Origin of the sequence: Vibrio sp. OPT41 (assembly GCF_015163595.1) — a bacterium.
GTDB lineage: Bacteria > Pseudomonadota > Gammaproteobacteria > Enterobacterales > Vibrionaceae > Vibrio > Vibrio alginolyticus.
The window spans coordinates 28,169-45,238 of sequence record NZ_JADDYH010000072.1; the positions used below are offsets into that span (position 1 = coordinate 28,169).

The window sequence follows — 17,070 nt, forward strand, 5'->3', positions numbered from 1 at the left end:
CACAACTGTCAGGAAAAGTTGACAGTAGTTTCTATCATGCTTGGAATGGCGTCAAGCAATCCTATCCATCAAAGTTGATATTCGTTACGGTTTCATCGTAATTGATGCAACTTTCGCCGCCACTGCCTTGCGTATGGTGCCCAACTTAACCTGACGGTCAGGATACCAGGGTAGTGGACGCAATAAGGTCATCGCTTTCAAGCCCAAACGTGCCGTTAGAATACCAACACCTAGTCCCTGCCCTGCACGAGCAGAAACTTTGCCAGCAAGATCCATCGACATCAAATCCATACTGGCATCAATAGCGAGCTCACTGGCTCCAGCCGCCGCCATATTGACAAATACCGCTCTTAGTAACTTGATGCGAGAGGCATAACCTAGCTCTACCCCATATACTTTGGAGAGGTTGTCGATCATTTTGAAATTTCGCCACGCCACCAGCAACATATCAGCGGCAGCCAGAGGGCTCACGGCGACTAGGGCCGCACACTCGGTTGCGTGCTGTGATACGATTTTCGTTGCCAACTTGTCTTGTTGGATCACCACCATCGAGTCATACATATCAAGAATTTCAGCGTCACTATGAGCAGGGTTAATACTGTTCTGCCAACGATCAAAGCCCGGATTCTCTGCCATCACACCACTTTGTTCTGCTACGGTTTCGCAAAAGGCTTTCCCTTTCCCAACGCTCTCACTATTAACAAGTGCTTCTGCTTCTTCTTGAACACTAAAATGATTTCGTAGTTTTCGCAGTTTCCAAAGCTCTTTACCCATAGCTCCTAAACCAAGCGAAGCGATCGCAGCAATAAACCCCGTCCAGCTTAAGGCCAGCCAATCAGAAGCCTGAATTGCGGTTATAACCGAGTCCACCGCTTGCCAGCCAACCAAACCAGCAAAAGTTGCAAATGCGCCAGTCGCGAGCCATTTTCTGCCCGATTTTGGACGAATGACATGCTCGAGTTGCAATTCCTGTTCGGTCTCTTGGTGCGCTTCTTTAACTTCAACAGGTACAAATGTTTCTTTTTCGCCGAATGTTTGCTGCGCCGTCAACTCCGGTTGATTCGATTGCTGATCTTTTTCCATTACTTTTTCAGAGAAAACTTGTTTTTGCTTCAACTCACTCATTTCAATTTATCTCCAATCAGGTAATCCAGTGCTTTGTCTAAGCGTATGTGCTTCACTGGCTCATCATTCGGTGAGGAAATCGGACGAAACGACGTAAAATCAAACCCGTTGTTTTGCCAATAAGCTGCATTTGGTAGCTTTTTCGGCACCTCTCCGGGAAACATAGTCATCGGCTCACCACCCAATGTTGTTCCTTGTAACGCCGGGATGGTCTTATCTCCAGAGGAAATAAACCCCGTCGTGGTTGCTTGGATGGAAGCGATACTCATGCAGCTCATCTCAATATTCTCGTAGGCTGCCGTTTGCCATGCTGGATGCACCATTTGTTGGAGCAGAGACACCAAATTTGGGTGCTGATCGGGCGTGATATGATCCGCTTTTGTAGCAGCAAACAACACTTTGTCGATTTTTGGTGAGAACAAACGACGCAAAAAGCTACTACGACCATAGCGGAAGCTATGCATGATCTGTTCTAGCGCTTGGCGCATGTCGTAAAACGCTTCATCACCGGCATTGAGAGGCTGCAAACAATCCACCAGTACAATCTGGCGATCGAAGGTCGCAAAATGATGCTTATAAAACGCTTTCACTACTTTCTGTTGGTATTCCTGAAAACGGGCTTCTAGCATCGCTAAGTTACTGCCCTTGGGCGCTTTGCTTTCCGAATCAGCACGACACGGAAAAAACTGTAGCACCGGCGCGCCTGCTAGCTCACCAGGTAATACAAAGCGGCCAGGCTGAACCCAATGAAGGCCAGAGTCTTTACAAGAATGAAGGTACTCTGTGTATGTGTGTGCAACTTTCTCAAGTAGTTTCTCATTCACTTCTGCAAAGAGATCCACTTTCTCCAGTTCAGAAAGCCAAGCTTTGGCTAAATCGCCACGCTGGCCTTTAAGTGCATCAAACTGAGTTTGCGACCACGTTGCAAAGTCCATGTCCAATAAAGGCAGGTCGAGCAACCACTCTCCTGGATAGTCGATAATATCAACATTTAAAATTGCGGTTTTACTCAACAGCTTTTTCGTAGTTTTATTTGGTTTGTACTTGAGCGCTAAGCGAATCTCACTCACATCACGTGTCGGAACTGGCCACTGAGGTGGAGTGGCATGAATTTGGCTCATCGCCTCATCGTAAGCAAAGCGTGGCACCATCATATTCGATTGAGGCTCACGCTTCGCCCCAATAAGGCGCTTATCTCTAGCCGCAGTCAAAAGAGGCAAATTGTCATGGGTTGCAGTATGAAGAAGCTGATTCACTAATGACGTGATGAATGCCGTCTTACCGGCACGAGAAAGTCCGGTGACAGCAATTCGAACATTAGAGTCCATACCTCTGTTGATAAAGTCATTAACTTCTTTCTTTATTCTCTTCATTACGCTTCTTTATCTTACTCCACTTTAAAACAACGTTGTCAGCGACTTCGAATTTCGATCTATGAATACTGTTCTATCCCGAATTCTATGAGTTTAACTTTATATACCTTAATAAAAGATGAACAAAACATCCGGCTTGATGCTGTATTAAAAAAAGAAAAGCCCCTGAGTGGTTCAGAGGCTTACTTAATCTACAGCATTAGTAACTCTATATGCGCTGATTACTATGTTAAACAGGAACCCGCTTTCTTTAAGCCTAGTCGTCTTCGATCAACTTATAGATAACAAATAGAGCGATTTCCAAAATCAACCACAACACACATGTGATGGTTACGTACTTTTCATCAAAGATGCTGATACCGTGAAGAATCAAGTCATAGCCAACAAAGCCACCTATCACTACAGCAAGAATAATTTGTAGAATCTGAATAAAACGAGGCATGCCGTCTCCTAATTATTGTTCGCATAACGTTTGATTGCTATGCCTAAAGGTTTATATCCTTAATTATATAGACAAAAAGTGCAGGTTTCGCTGCACTTTTGTCAATTGTTTGCTAGGTAAATCAGCACCTTGTCACATTCTCTCTACTGAGACGCAGCAAGATTGCCCTTTGCCTTATGCTTCCATCTCTTGAATTTTCACTTTCCAAGTGTCTGGACCAATTTGGTGCGCGTTAACACCATTTGAGTCGACGGCCACTGTTACTGGCATATCTTCAACTTCAAATTCGTAAATCGCTTCCATACCTAAATCTTCAAATGCGACAACGCGAGCTTTCTTGATCGCTTTCGCCACCAAGTACGCAGCGCCACCGACAGCCATTAGGTAAACCGCTTTGTGATTCTTGATAGATTCAACCGTTGCAGGGCCACGCTCAGCTTTACCGATCATGCCCATGATGCCGGTCTTTTCTAGCATCATGTCGGTGAATTTATCCATACGCGTAGATGTTGTTGGGCCAGCAGGACCAACGACTTCATCACCAACTGCATCGACAGGGCCTACGTAGTAAATGAACTTACCGTTTAGATCTACGCCTTCAGGTAGACCTTCGCCGTTATCTAGCATGCCTTGAATACGTTTATGCGCAGCATCACGACCAGTCAGAATTTTACCTGATAGAAGAACCGTTTCGCCTGTCTTCCACTCTTGTACTTCTTCTTTAGTAATTGTGTCTAAGTTTACGCGACGCGTATTTTCGCCCGCTTCCCAAGTGATATCTGGCCAATCTTCTAGTTTAGGTGGTGTTAGCTCTGCTGGGCCGCTACCATCAAGCGTGAAGTGTACGTGACGAGTCGCCGCACAGTTCGGGATCAAACAAACAGGCTTAGAAGCCGCGTGCGTTGGCGCAGTTTTGATTTTAACGTCGACAACAGTCGTCAAACCGCCAAGACCTTGCGCACCGATACCAAGTTTGTTCACGCGATTGAAGATATCCAAACGAAGCTCTTCTTCTGCGTTTTGTGGGCCACGGTCAATAAGCTCTTGAATATCGATGTGTTCCATTAGAGATTCTTTTGCCAATACCGCTGCTTTTTCAGCCGTACCGCCGATACCAATGCCAAGCATGCCAGGAGGACACCAGCCCGCCCCCATTGTTGGTAGCGTTTTTTCTACCCACTCAGCAATATCGTCAGATGGGTTTAGCATCACCATCTTAGTTTTGTTTTCGCTACCGCCGCCCTTCGCAGCGATCTGAATTTCAACTTTATCGCCCGGAACCATGTTGATATGTACGACGGCAGGCGTGTTGTCTTTGGTATTAATACGTTTACCAGCAGGGTCCATAAGTACTGACGCACGCAACGGGTTATCAGGGTTCGTGTACGCTTGTCGAACACCTTCATCTACCATCTGCTGAACCGTCATGTCGGTCGAATCCCATTGCACGCCCATACCGATGTTGACGAAACACGTCACAATACCAGTATCCTGACAAATTGGACGGTGACCTTCTGCGGACATTCGGGAGTTAATTAAGATCTGAGCAATCGCGTCTTTAGCGGCTTGGCTCTCTTCGCGGTGATAGGCTTTTTCAAGAGCTTGAACAAAGTCTAGCGGGTGGTAGTAAGAAATATACTGTAGCGCATCAGCGACACTGCTGATCACATCCTGCTTGCGTATTACCGTCATTACATGCCTCGTTATAGTTATGCTTCCATTATTGGCTTAGCTTCAATCGTGTTTGTTGAGCTTATTGCTCTTTTGAGCTTCGTTTTTTATAAACAATTGTCGAACGGCTGATATCGACACACGAAATGCTGAAGTTGCCTACTTGTAAACCATCTCAAAACCCTATGAATAGAGGGAGTTTGGCTATACAGAGGAATATGATACTCTTGCTGCCCATGACATGCCATGCAGTGAACGATCTCTTTGTCACAATTTACACAAATGAACAACATGGACAATCAATTCATTGATTTTAAAGCGTTGGAATACGCACCAGAGTTTGCTCTTCACCTTTTTTCTCGCATTCAACACCAGCCTTGGGCGATGTTGCTGCGTTCTGCATCAGAAACGCATATCGATAGCCGCTTCGATGTGTTGGTCTCCAACCCAATTGCAACGTTAGAAACCACTGCCGACAACACACAAGTTGAAACGCCATCGAATGCCTATTCAACTCAAGATGACCCATTTGCGCTGCTTCATCAGTTGCAAGAACAGTGGCTTCCTCACGTAGAGTTAAATAAAGAATTGGATCTGCCTTTTGTCGGCGGTGCGCTCGGTTACTTCAGTTACGATTTAGGTCGCCGCGTAGAAACGATGCCAGAAGTGGCAGAAAAGGACCTCAACACGCCGGATATGGCGGTAGGTCTGTATGAATGGGCCGTTGTTGTTGACCACCACCTAAAAAAAGCATGCTTAGTCGGTCAGAACATCGAGCAAGCTTGGCAATGGTTAAACGAGCAAAAAGCAGAACAAACCGTTGACTTCGCTTTGTCTGGTGATTGGCAGTCAAACATGACGAAAGAGAGCTACGCCACTCGCTTTGACAAGGTGCAAGAATACTTGTTGAGCGGTGACTGTTATCAGATCAATTTGGCGCAGCGCTTTAACGCACCGTATCAAGGCAGCGAGTGGCAAGCGTATCTGAAATTGGAGTCCGCCAACCAAGCGCCATTCTCAGCGTTTATCCGTATGCCTGAGTCTTCGATTTTGAGTATCTCTCCAGAGCGCTTTTTAGAGCTCAAAGATCGCGTCATTGAAACGAAACCAATCAAAGGTACTCGACCACGCAGCGAAGATCCAAAGCAAGATAACGCTAATGCCCATGACTTGCTGACAGCGGAAAAAGATCAGGCAGAAAACCTGATGATTGTCGATTTGCTGCGTAATGATATTGGTCGAGTTGCATCACCGGGTAGCGTTCACGTTCCAAAGCTGTTCGATATTGAAAGCTTCCCTGCTGTGCATCATTTGGTGAGCACCATTCGTGCAAATTTGGATGAACAATACGCTCCTGCGGATTTGCTGCGAGCGTGTTTTCCAGGCGGTTCAATTACGGGAGCACCTAAAGTTCGCGCAATGCAGATCATTGAAGAACTTGAGCCGCATCGACGCAGCGCGTATTGCGGCAGTATTGGCTACATTTCACGCCATGGTCGTATGGACACCAGCATTACTATCCGAACTCTTGTAGCGAAAAAAAACAAACTTTACGCTTGGGCTGGCGGCGGCGTCGTGGCAGATAGCGATTGCGCCTCTGAGTATCAAGAAACGTTGGATAAGCTTTCAAAGATTTTGCCAGCGCTGCAATCGTAGATTTCAACCGCGGACAACGTCGCTTAATGCTAGTGACGAAAACAATCTAAAACGCCTCTAGAACGGATAATGCCGCTCGTTTAACAGCGAGTGGCATATTTCTGTATCTCATCACCCTGCACAGCGACGAAGGAGCGTGATACAGGTTCTTCTATTCAAGCACTTTGTGGTCAAATTTGTTTCATTACCCGCTCATCGTGCTGCTACTAGATTCTTAGTCTCGCCAAGGCTCGCTAGAATGACCCAAAAAACATCGTTAAATGATCGGCATTATCCAGTGTGGTGCGTTTTTCTGTGTATTTTATTTGCATGTACTTTAGCTTTTAGCCGTTGGCCAACAAAAATTCTTTTTTAAAAGGAAGCGTCTACTGCTCAAGCCACTTACACATAATCTGTTCAATATCGGTTGCGGTGTACGGCTTAGTGAGGATGTCGTCCATGCCTGAATCAATACACTTTTGACGCTCTTCGATGGTAGTGCCAGCGGTTAATGCAATAATAGGATGAGTAAAGCCACGCTCTCTCAGATACATCGTCGCCTCATAACCATCCATTTCAGGCATTCGGCAGTCCATGAATATCAGTTCGTAGTCTTTACTTTTCACCGCTTCTAATGCTTCTTTGCCGTTGGCTTTTAAATCAGGTGTAATGTCGAGTTTTTTCAGCATTTGAGTAACAATGACTTGATTCATTCTGATGTCATCAACCACTAATATTGAGCGTCCTGCTAAATCGCTTCGCTCTATGGTGACCAATTCCCCCTCTGCTGTGCCTTGTGCTTGCCCTTCCTCAAGAGGAATAGCAACTTTAAAAGTTGTCCCTTTGCGCTCTTCACTCTCAAAGCTAATTTGACCTTGCATCAAATCCACGAGATTTTTACAAATCGCGAGACCTAAACCTGAACCTTCAAAGCTGCGTTTCGCCGAGCGATCAACTTGGACAAATGGATCAAATAGTGACGGCTGTGCTTTTATTGGGATGCCAATACCAGTGTCTTCAACCTCAAAATAAGCCGTGCCGTTAAGCCATTCCACACGTAACACGACACCACCCAAGTGAGTAAACTTAATCGCGTTTCCCACCAAGTTAACCAAAATTTGTGTAATGCGCTCTAAGTCACCGACTAAAAATTCCGGGATCCCCAGCTTTTTGTCGATAGAGAAATGGATACGTTTTTCCGCAGCCTTAGCGGCAAATACACCCATGATGGCTTTTTCAAGCTCCTCCCAGGCAAAAACTTTATGTATGATTTCCATCATACCGGCATTCATCTTACTGAAATCAAGAAGATCATTAATGATAACTCTCAATAAGTCCCCTGATTGAGTCAAATTGCTCAAGTATTGACGCTGCTCTTCTTCTAATTGGGTTCGACTCAATAACTCCGCACTACCCAATACGCCATTGAGAGGAGTTCGCAGCTCATGGTTAATCATGGCGACAAACTCCTTCGTCGCTTTTTCTGATTCCTCAGCCCGCTTTCTCAGCTCGACCTCTCGCTCTAAACTTAAGTGTCGACCAATAACACCATGAACTAAGTCAGACACGAGCTCCATCTGTTTGGAAATAAAAGACTGATCGATTTGATCTTGCAACACAGAGAAAATCAACTCCCCAACCGTTTCCCCATCAATGATAACTGGCAAATGCAAATTCTCTCCCTGCCAATTAGGAGTGGTGAAAATCTCGTTGTTATGACGAAGCTGTAAGTGACCAAAGTGATGACGACGTAATGAGCTCAGCTTTGTAGCGTCAAGAAACAAGTAAGCCGCAGAAATGATCGAGTTAGAAGTGAGCTGCTCAATAAAGCTCGCTATCATTGCTTCATCGAACGTGCTCGATAAAAAAGTACGACCGAACTTAATCAACGTGGCATCAATTTGCTCTTCAAACTCAAACTTACGCAGATCCTTTTTAGATTTCAGCTCCAGCTTTTTCAATGCAACACTGAGTTGCTGGTTGGATTCATATAACTCTAAGCTTTTCTGTTCCAACAGCTGCTCAGCTGCTTTTCTTGATGCAACTTCTCGTTTGAGTTTCCTTTCTAATGAGGAACTTCCCGTCATATCGTTCTTATTGAGCCTCTAACCAAAAACGTACTTTGCTGCCATCTTCTGACTGGTTTTGATGTTTGATATGAACTACCTCACCAAAATGTGCAGCACAACCTTTTATCAATCCTAAGCATACGTGAGACATACATCTTGCGCTGTGGTAGTCAAATACCAATTGGGATTGGTTTTCACTAATGAAATCAAATTGCGGAGGGTTAGCATCAGGATAGAGCTTCTTAACTTCGACATGAATAAAGTCTTCAACATGGCGAACAAATTGAAACGTCGTTTCACACTGTTGCAAACTGGCGTGACTAGGAATGGAGCGAAGTAAATTCAAAAAGACGCACTCTCCAAACACTTCTTGCAGTTGCTCGGGGGGAACACCAGATACTTTACTGAGATTCACGATCAACTTAACCAAGTCTTTGTGATCGTAACTACCAACAGCGGTGTAAACACCTTCATCGTTAGAAAGATCGAGAACTTGGTCTAACACATCAAGACCGAATTTCTCTTCTACTAACTCCATGAACTCGGTGAAAATAATCCCTTTCATTGGCCAATACTTGTCCTATAGTGACGTCCTAAAATAAAGAATGGTGTATAACCTTATAAGTTTCAAATTAATATGTTCAAGCAGAGTGAGACACACAACACAAAGAGGGAAAGTGCTGGCGAGTGCTTTAATGCGAATGTTTTATTTGGTAACCAGTAACGATAACGCCATACGCTTTGCCGTCTTTGAGTATAATAAATAATGGTTAGGCACGATAAATAAGGACTCAGTTTGGTTATCGACAAAACTCATTTACTACAGAACTTTCAATTTCGGCTTCCAACGGGCTACCACAAAGAGTCCCTTGCACGACTGAAATGGATGAAAGAAAAGTCCCTGAGAGATGCGGCAGTCTTAATCGGTTTTGTGGAACGCGATGACGGGTTACAAGTCATTCTGACTAAGCGTGCAGCCCACTTACGCCATCATCCGGGACAAATCAGCTTTCCCGGTGGCAAATATGAGCAGGAAGATATTCAGCTCGTGAATACAGCTTTAAGGGAAACCAAAGAAGAAGTTGGGATAGAAGATGAGCATATTCATGTGTTTGGTCAACTGCCTACACTACCAACGATTAGTCAATTTAATGTGACACCTTTTTTGGCTTTTGTTTCTCCGGAATATAAAACGCATATTGACCCAAATGAAGTAGAGTCAGTTTTTGAGGTTCCTGCCAACCATATTCTGAACCCCAAAAAATTGTATAGCACCAAATTTGACCTAAAAAGAAGCAGTCATCGTGTATTTGCTATCCCATATAGACAGCATTTCATCTGGGGCATGACGGCACAAATTATCGAATCAATGCAAAAACATATTATTTCACATTAAACAGTTGTTGATATCGGTGCTTTTATAGGCGCGATCATTATGCGCATCAATATTAATAAAACGTTGCTTCATAAACATTCATTCACATTAGATTAATTTTCCATTTTCACCGCAAACGCTTGCGGTGAAATAAATTTATACAAACAGCCCTATTGATAAGTTTTTCTAATTTTACTCATTAGCAGAAATCACGAGTAGCACATCATTTTCGTGATAAAAAGCAGGTTTTTGACATATCATTCAATAAGCGTAAGCAATAAATGATTTAGATCTAATTTTCCTAGTGTAAAATCTTGCAAAATTACTCCCGACTTATTTCCTGTTCCCAAAATGAGTAACTAAAAAATGAATACAACTACTTCTGCGGTTTCTACCGCACAATCGTCTAGTAAGTTTTCTTACAAAGACTTTACCTGGTGTCTGTCCCTTTTTGGTACGGCAGTAGGTGCAGGTGTACTGTTCCTTCCTATTAAAGCAGGTGCAGGTGGCTTTTGGCCATTAGTAATCCTAGCCCTAATCGCAGCACCAATGACTTGGTTCGCACACAAATCTTTAGCTCGTTTCGTTCTTTCTGCGAAAAACCCTGAAGCGGACATCACCGACACAGTAGAAGAGCACTTTGGTAAGACTGGCGCAAACCTTATTACGTTCGCTTACTTCTTCGCTATCTACCCAATCGTACTTATCTACGGTGTTGGTATCACAAACACAGTTGACTCTTTCCTAGTTAACCAAATGGGCATGGAATCTATTCCTCGCTGGCTACTTTCTGGTGCACTTATTGCTGCAATGACAGCAGGCGTAGTATTCGGTAAAGAGCTTATGCTGAAAGCAACTTCAGCAATGGTTTACCCTCTCGTGTTCATCCTACTAGCACTGTCTGTATACCTGATTCCTGGTTGGAACACTTCAATGATGGAAGTGTCGCCTGACTGGGGTGCAATGCCAGCTATCGTTTGGCTAGCAATCCCTGTTATTGTGTTCTCTTTCAATCACAGCCCAATCATTTCTCAGTTCTCTAAAGAGCAACGTCGTGTATACGGTGATGACGCAGTTAAGAAAACTGACGCTATCACCGGTGGCGCAGCAATGATGCTGATGGGCTTTGTTATGTTCTTCGTTTTCTCTGTTGTACTTTCTCTGTCTCCAGAGCAACTAGCAACGGCGCAAGAGCAAAACATCTCTGTTCTCTCTTACCTAGCAAACGTGCATGAATCTCCACTGATCTCTTACATGGGTCCATTGGTTGCTTTCGCAGCGATCACCTCTAGCTACTTTGGCCACTTCTTGGGTGCGCACGAAGGTCTAGTTGGTCTAGTGAAATCTCGTTCAAAATCACCAGTAAGTAAGATCGAGAAGATGTCTCTAATCTTCATTGTAATCACAACTTGGATCGTTGCTATCGTTAACCCAAGCATCCTAGGTATGATTGAAACAATGGGTGCACCGATGATTGCGGCAATCCTATTCTTGATGCCAATCTTCGCAATGCAAAAAGTTCCTGCGATGGCTAAGTACAAAACTTCAGCACCTGTGCAAATTTTCACAGCAATCTGTGGTCTTGCTGCAATTAGTTCTGTAATCTACGGCGCTCTTTAATCATCTCTGCCCAGTGCAGTATGATTAATCCAAAAATATAACGATAAAATTAAGCCTCCCAACTCCCCTTGGGAGGCTTTCTTCTGAGGTAATCGATATGATTAGTGTTTTTGATATCTATAAAATCGGTGTTGGACCTTCAAGCTCACACACTGTAGGCCCAATGAAAGCGGGTAAAGAGTTTATTGATGATCTTCGTGCAATGGGAAAACTGCGCGACATCACTAAAATCACCGTTGACGTTTATGGATCACTATCACTGACAGGGAAAGGTCACCACACAGATATTGCTATCATCATGGGTCTTGCAGGCAACACTCCTGAGAAAGTTGATATCGATTCTATCCCGGGCTTTATCGCTCGTGTAGAAGAAACTGAACGCCTTCCCGTTGGCATGCACTGTCACACAGTATCGTTCCCACGTGAAGGTGGAATGAACTTCCACAAAACAAACCTAGAGCTACACGAAAACGGCATGCAGATCCACGCTTGGATTGATGACGAAAAAGCGTACTCAAAAACTTACTACTCTATCGGCGGTGGTTTCATCGTTGATGAAGAAAATTTCGGTAAAGAAGCTGAAAACCCAGTAAAAGTACCTTACCCGTTTACAACGGCAGAGGAACTGGTTAACCAATGCCACGAAAGTGGATTGTCCATCAGCGCACTAACCATGAAGAATGAGCATGCGCTTCATTCAGATGAAGAAACTCGTACTTATTTCGCGAACATCTGGCGCACAATGCGCGAGTGTATGGATCGCGGTATGAATGAAGAAGGTATTTTGCCTGGTCCACTGCGTGTGCCTCGCCGTGCAGCAGCACTTCGCCAGCAGCTACTTACTTCAGAAAAGACAACAAATGATCCAATGTCTGTTGTTGATTGGGTAAACATGTTCGCTTTCGCAGTAAACGAAGAGAACGCAGCAGGTGGCCGCGTTGTTACAGCACCAACTAACGGTGCGTGTGGCATCATTCCTGCGGTACTGGCTTACTACGATAAGTTCATCCAAACTGTGACTGAAAAAGATTACATCCGTTACTTTGCAGCTTCTGGCGCAATCGGAGGTCTTTACAAGCGTAACGCGTCTATCTCTGGTGCAGAGGTTGGCTGTCAGGGTGAAGTTGGCGTGGCATGTTCTATGGCAGCAGCAGGCCTTGCTGAGCTTATGGGTGGTAGCCCAGAGCAAGTATGTATGGCAGCAGAAATCGCGATGGAGCACAACTTAGGTCTAACGTGTGACCCAGTTGCAGGTCAGGTTCAGGTTCCATGTATTGAGCGTAACGGTATTGCGGCAGTAAAAGCAATCAACTCTACTCGCATGGCACTACGTCGCTCTTCAGCTCCAACTGTTTCTCTAGATAAGGTTATCGAAACCATGCTAGAAACAGGTAAAGACATGAACGCGAAATACCGCGAAACATCTCAAGGTGGTCTAGCAATCAAAGTGATTTGCTAACACGCCTTTCTGAATACCAATCAAAACCCGAGTCTGTGCTCGGGTTTTTTTATACCTAAAAAACCCAGGAAAATGCGTTATCAGGACAAGTAAAAAAAACCTAAAACGTTGAATATATCCAAATATTATGGATATCTCAGTAAAAAATCACATCTCTTCCCTAGCTTTATTGATAACGTAGCCAAAAATTAAACTTGGAGCACATCAACACATGATTAGGTTTGAAATTGGAAACCAAATCTGCGTTTGCTTGTCCGAAAACGAAATATCTCTAGAGCTCAATCAGTCACTCCACCACTCCATTCCTGTCAACCCAAATGAGTACGCCATTCTGTCAACTATCGCCACATACGGCAGTTTAAATACGCCGATTAGTCAGCGGTTAATAGAAAGCAAAATCACTCAACAATACAAAATGACACTGCCTGAAAATGGCTTTAAAAACGCGGTGGCCGCTCTAAGAAAGAAATTTCGCAAGCTCACGGAAGAACATTTAACCACTAACAAAAACATTATCGAAAACATTCACCGGACCGGATACTTCATCCCTTTTACTATGCAAAACAACCATCAGAATGGCATCGAACATCAACAGAAGATCAATCAATACACAACCAATAGTCTTCGCAAAGCGCTTCGTATTTGCCTGCGTAATAAAAAGATCTATTCAGAAGCAATGTGGGTTGTGTTGATCACTGCGATCATTTTCTTTGCTATCTGTTACTACGCGATAAACAGCATCGTTAAACATAATTATCTGGATAACGCCTTCGAAATTGCAGAGAGCCTTTCCCGCAGGAGTTGCTTTGCTAATGAAGGCGAACTGAAGTCGCTATTTGATAATGTGAAGTTGGTGGAATCGAGCATGATGCTAGATCGTTTCAATATTCGATGCTTAGTCACTCCAGAAACCGTTGTCCCTGTCAGCAAAAAAGCCTTTGAAGAGTGGAGTAACAATAACAATTACACGACACAATCATTTGACTTAAATAACGCAACTGTTTTGGTTCGTGTTAAAAACATTAACTTATCCGACAATGTTGAAAATCATATTTCACGTTTTTTTCTTTCCGGTATGAAGCTATCAACGAATACCGGAACGTCGTTAGAGATTGGTAACACCAATGAACGCTTTTTCAATTATCACGTAAAGAATAGTGGCTATAAAGAGGTGTATTACATCTCTGGGCCGTTTCAAAGTATCATTCTACTGAGCTTACTTTTTCTCATTATACTGCGTCACCGCTCCCTACAAGCCTTTATGGCTTACTTGTGCGCAATTCGACAGTTCAAAATAAAACTGGAGCCGATTTATAACACTTCGGCACAAAAGATTGTGCACTACGAAGCCCTCTCCCGGTTTAAGGTAAAAAATACGCAACGGTTTATTGAAACACTGATCCGCAATGGATTGCTGCTAACTCATACCTTACTGGTGATTGATTCCATCTACACCAAACAAAAAGCGTTGCCCATCCCTATCAGCATTAACGTTTGTCCTTCTTTGCTGCGAGGGCGTAACTTTTCAATCCTATATAGAGAGCTATCTAATCGGGATTGCCGTTTGCTGACAATCGAAATCACAGAAAATGCATCGATGTACTATACCTCTGAGATTTATGACAATGTCGCGAAACTAAAAGCTCTGGATTGTAAAATCAGTATTGATGACTTTGGCACCGGCAATAATAATGTGGCGCTTATCAGCAAGCTGAATCCGGACTACCTCAAAATCGACCGAGAATTTGTTATTGGCCTAAAATCTGATGATAAAAAGATAGAAACCTTGCGTCAGTTAATTGCTATGGGCAATACGTATCGCTGCACGGTCATTGTTGAAGGCGTAGAAACGGCAGACAGTGCTCACTTACTCACAACATTGGGCGCCTATATTCACCAAGGTTATTATTACCCTCTTCATTGCTAGCTTTTCTTCACTCGGTTAGTTACTTAAAATAGATCTAATACTCTATAAAAACTCGTGGTGGCATAAAGGTATGCCGCCAATTTGTGATTGAGCGATGATTGCGATTAAACCCACCAAACTGAAAGATTTTTCAAGTTTGATGCAATTGGATGTGCAAGAAGAGCAAAAAGGATTTTTTACACCGTTTGAAATGGCTTATCAAAAACGTAGTAAGTCAGAGGCGTTCTTTACGATTTATTCTGATGATCTATTAGTAGGCTATCTTGTTATCGATAAAGGTTTCTCCCAACATGCGCCGTTTGCTAAACGATACGAACTGGAGCTTAAGTACTTGATGATTGATCAACGTTTCCAACGTCAAGGGGTTGGGAGTGAGGCATTGCGTAAACTGTTCCTTTATGCGTATACCATTAACCCTAAAAGCACCTCTCTTTGCGCCACTGTTCCACAAAGTCAGCAATACGCTATCAGTTTTTTTGATGCGTGCGGATTCATTAATACAGAGGAAACAACATTGGGTGATAATGAAAAAGAATGGATTCTACGACACCCATTAAGCTAACTGGTGAAGCATAATCAAAATTGGGCCATTCAGATACAACAAAGGCAAGCTTCTCGCTTGCCTTTGTTTAATGCTCAATAGAAAGTGACTTATTCGCCTTTGTAAATACAACCCGCTGTGCACGTTTCTTTGATTTCTACTTTACTTAGCAGTGGTAAGCTTGGCTTAAGCTGCTGCCAAATCCATTTTGCTAACACTTCGCTAGTCGGGTTCTCTAACCCTTCAATGTCGTTTAGGTAGTAATGGTCTAAGCGATTGTAAATTGGTTTAAACGCAGCTTTGATCTCTGCAAAATCCACTACCCAACCTGTATGTGGATCAACTTCACCTTCTACATAAAGACGAACAAGGAAAGAGTGTCCGTGCAAACGACCACACTTGTGACCTTCTGGTACGTGTGGCAAATGGTGTGCTGCTTCGAACATAAACTCTTTGTATATTTCTGACAAATGGGATGACAACTTGTTAAACCTCTGTTTTATATAGACTTTTACAGCTCTCAAATAGTGTGTATATGAACTCATATACACTCCTATATACACACTGTATTTTTTCGTGCTCCCCGATATACACACAAATCGGCGTGATTTAAGAAAAGGATCGGGCAAACACGAAACGATAATGTGGTCATTATCGTTGGCTGAGAGGCAATGCGCAAGTGAGTAAAACTTATATACACAATATCCGGCCACCAGCTACACGCAACAAAAAAGGGAACGCTGTCACGTTCCCTCAATCGTAGTAAACTAGATTCACATTCATCATTGATAGCGGCTGAATTGCCACAAAAAGCATACTTGTTAAGAATCTTCTTTTTGGTTGTTGTTAGTAAACTTGACTGCCTCTAGCAAACTGGCCGCTTTCATCACTGTACGCTGTATAAATTCCTTCGCAGCTTCGTCCAAAGCCTCACATTCCATAAGCGTAGCGACCACTCTAAGGTCATTTGATGTATATTTCATTTTATTGTCCTCCTAAGCCGAGTGGTTTACTGTCAAATAATTTACCAAAGAATTAGCAAGTGCTAAATAATGAAAACAATAGAATTGACTCCCAATATGAATGCTATTACTTAACGCAATATGTACATCATTTCGTATAAAAACAACAAATTGGAAACGCGCATAAACTACCAGACACCTGATCGCATATCCAGTAATTTATAACCATAAAGTGTGACTTTGTTATTACTATTTGATAGAAAGCAAAAAGCCGCAATTTAGCGGCTTTTTATGGCATTTAGATGTTTATTAGCGCTCTGGAACGGCATATTCTTCGAATTTCGGCTATTGCTGCGCTGGTGGAATCACCCTTGATTTTCTCGTAGATACAGTCATCAGTTTGGGCTGCAATTTTGGCTTGAGCCTCTTCTATCTGACGCTCAATTTTGTCGCGATCAAGGTTAGTAACCAAATCACCATGAACACCCAACTCAACCTCATAGAACTTGCAAACCTTATACTTTTCGATTTGCTCTTTTAGCTCCACCTCACGCATTGCACTATTAAAGTCAAGTTCCGACTTACCAAAGCCATGCATTTCAGCAACTTTGGCTCTGCCATATTCAAGCGCTTCTTCATCCGACAAACCATTATCAACACCTTGCGCAACATTGATTTTAAAGTCACGCGAGTACAGTTTGCTCTCCATCAAACGTGCATAATGATAATCATACGGGTTTCGTTGTTCCGTTACCGTCGGGCAACGTGGTAGTTGCGCTGCGGTGGCGCACGACGCGCCACCAGCTAAACCCAAAATCATTGCTGTTAAAATGCTTTTACTAGCGATCATTTTAGATCTCTCCATACTTCT

General features: G+C 43.4%; 15 protein-coding genes. 6 read left to right on the top strand and 9 right to left on the bottom strand.

What is annotated here, in order from left to right; genetic code table 11:
* Window positions 1-84: 84 nt before the first annotated feature.
* The 4 genes from IQP38_RS22940 to IQP38_RS22955 all read right to left on the bottom strand — a co-directional run bounded on the left by IQP38_RS22940 (window position 85) and on the right by IQP38_RS22955 (window position 4,632).
* The gene (locus IQP38_RS22940) at window positions 85-1,125 is read right to left on the bottom strand and encodes a YcjF family protein (RefSeq protein WP_193838067.1); all 1,041 of its coding nucleotides are present in this window, start codon (window positions 1,123-1,125) and stop codon (window positions 85-87) included.
* The gene (locus tag IQP38_RS22945; protein ID WP_017636097.1) at window positions 1,122-2,498 is read right to left on the bottom strand and encodes a YcjX family protein; all 1,377 of its coding nucleotides are present in this window, start codon (window positions 2,496-2,498) and stop codon (window positions 1,122-1,124) included. The genes IQP38_RS22940 and IQP38_RS22945 overlap by 4 nt, the downstream gene beginning before the upstream one ends.
* 256 nt (window positions 2,499-2,754) lie before the next feature.
* Window positions 2,755-2,940, bottom strand: a complete 186-nt coding sequence (locus IQP38_RS22950) for a hypothetical protein (protein ID WP_005376906.1) — start codon at window positions 2,938-2,940, stop codon at window positions 2,755-2,757.
* Window positions 2,941-3,114: 174 nt separating this feature from the next.
* Window positions 3,115-4,632 (bottom strand): fumarate hydratase, encoded by a 1,518-nt coding sequence (locus IQP38_RS22955; RefSeq protein ID WP_005376905.1) that lies wholly within the window; start codon window positions 4,630-4,632, stop codon window positions 3,115-3,117.
* Window positions 4,633-4,902: 270 nt separating this feature from the next.
* Here IQP38_RS22955 and pabB point away from each other — a divergent pair, with 270 nt between their 5' ends.
* Window positions 4,903-6,267, top strand: coding sequence for an aminodeoxychorismate synthase component I (pabB, locus tag IQP38_RS22960; RefSeq protein ID WP_193838068.1), 1,365 nt, complete (start codon window positions 4,903-4,905; stop codon window positions 6,265-6,267).
* 365 nt (window positions 6,268-6,632) lie between these two features.
* On the opposite strand, the gene IQP38_RS22965 is transcribed toward pabB, so the two are convergent.
* The gene (locus IQP38_RS22965) at window positions 6,633-8,333 is read right to left on the bottom strand and encodes an ATP-binding protein (protein WP_005376903.1); all 1,701 of its coding nucleotides are present in this window, start codon (window positions 8,331-8,333) and stop codon (window positions 6,633-6,635) included.
* Between the two features lie 7 nt (window positions 8,334-8,340).
* On the bottom strand, window positions 8,341-8,880 hold the full coding sequence (locus IQP38_RS22970; RefSeq protein WP_005388282.1) for a heme NO-binding domain-containing protein: 540 nt from the start codon (window positions 8,878-8,880) through the stop codon (window positions 8,341-8,343).
* Between the two features lie 231 nt (window positions 8,881-9,111).
* Between IQP38_RS22970 and IQP38_RS22975 the strand changes: the two genes are divergently transcribed.
* The 5 genes from IQP38_RS22975 to IQP38_RS22995 all read left to right on the top strand — a co-directional run bounded on the left by IQP38_RS22975 (window position 9,112) and on the right by IQP38_RS22995 (window position 15,258).
* A complete protein-coding gene (locus IQP38_RS22975) occupies window positions 9,112-9,711 on the top strand; it encodes a CoA pyrophosphatase (RefSeq protein WP_005376901.1) in 600 nt (199 codons plus the stop codon).
* A 345-nt stretch (window positions 9,712-10,056) separates the two neighbouring features.
* Window positions 10,057-11,310 carry an aromatic amino acid transport family protein gene (locus tag IQP38_RS22980; RefSeq protein ID WP_005388284.1) on the top strand — a complete coding sequence of 418 codons (1,254 nt, stop codon included), beginning with the start codon at window positions 10,057-10,059 and terminating at the stop codon, window positions 11,308-11,310.
* A 97-nt stretch (window positions 11,311-11,407) separates the two neighbouring features.
* A complete protein-coding gene (locus IQP38_RS22985) occupies window positions 11,408-12,769 on the top strand; it encodes an L-serine ammonia-lyase (protein WP_005376899.1) in 1,362 nt (453 codons plus the stop codon).
* A 211-nt stretch (window positions 12,770-12,980) separates the two neighbouring features.
* A complete protein-coding gene (locus IQP38_RS22990) occupies window positions 12,981-14,696 on the top strand; it encodes an EAL domain-containing protein (protein ID WP_193838069.1) in 1,716 nt (571 codons plus the stop codon).
* 94 nt (window positions 14,697-14,790) lie between these two features.
* Entirely contained in the window at window positions 14,791-15,258 is a 468-nt protein-coding gene (locus IQP38_RS22995; RefSeq protein ID WP_017636099.1) for a GNAT family N-acetyltransferase, read from the top strand.
* A gap of 89 nt (window positions 15,259-15,347) precedes the next feature.
* On the opposite strand, the gene queD is transcribed toward IQP38_RS22995, so the two are convergent.
* From queD to IQP38_RS23010, 3 genes are all read right to left on the bottom strand, one after another.
* The gene (gene queD, locus IQP38_RS23000) at window positions 15,348-15,782 is read right to left on the bottom strand and encodes a 6-carboxytetrahydropterin synthase QueD (protein WP_228010172.1); all 435 of its coding nucleotides are present in this window, start codon (window positions 15,780-15,782) and stop codon (window positions 15,348-15,350) included.
* A gap of 276 nt (window positions 15,783-16,058) precedes the next feature.
* On the bottom strand, window positions 16,059-16,220 hold the full coding sequence (locus IQP38_RS23005) for a hypothetical protein (protein ID WP_153993878.1): 162 nt from the start codon (window positions 16,218-16,220) through the stop codon (window positions 16,059-16,061).
* 277 nt (window positions 16,221-16,497) lie between these two features.
* Entirely contained in the window at window positions 16,498-17,049 is a 552-nt protein-coding gene (locus IQP38_RS23010; protein ID WP_115386134.1) for a hypothetical protein, read from the bottom strand.
* Window positions 17,050-17,070: the final 21 nt, after the last annotated feature.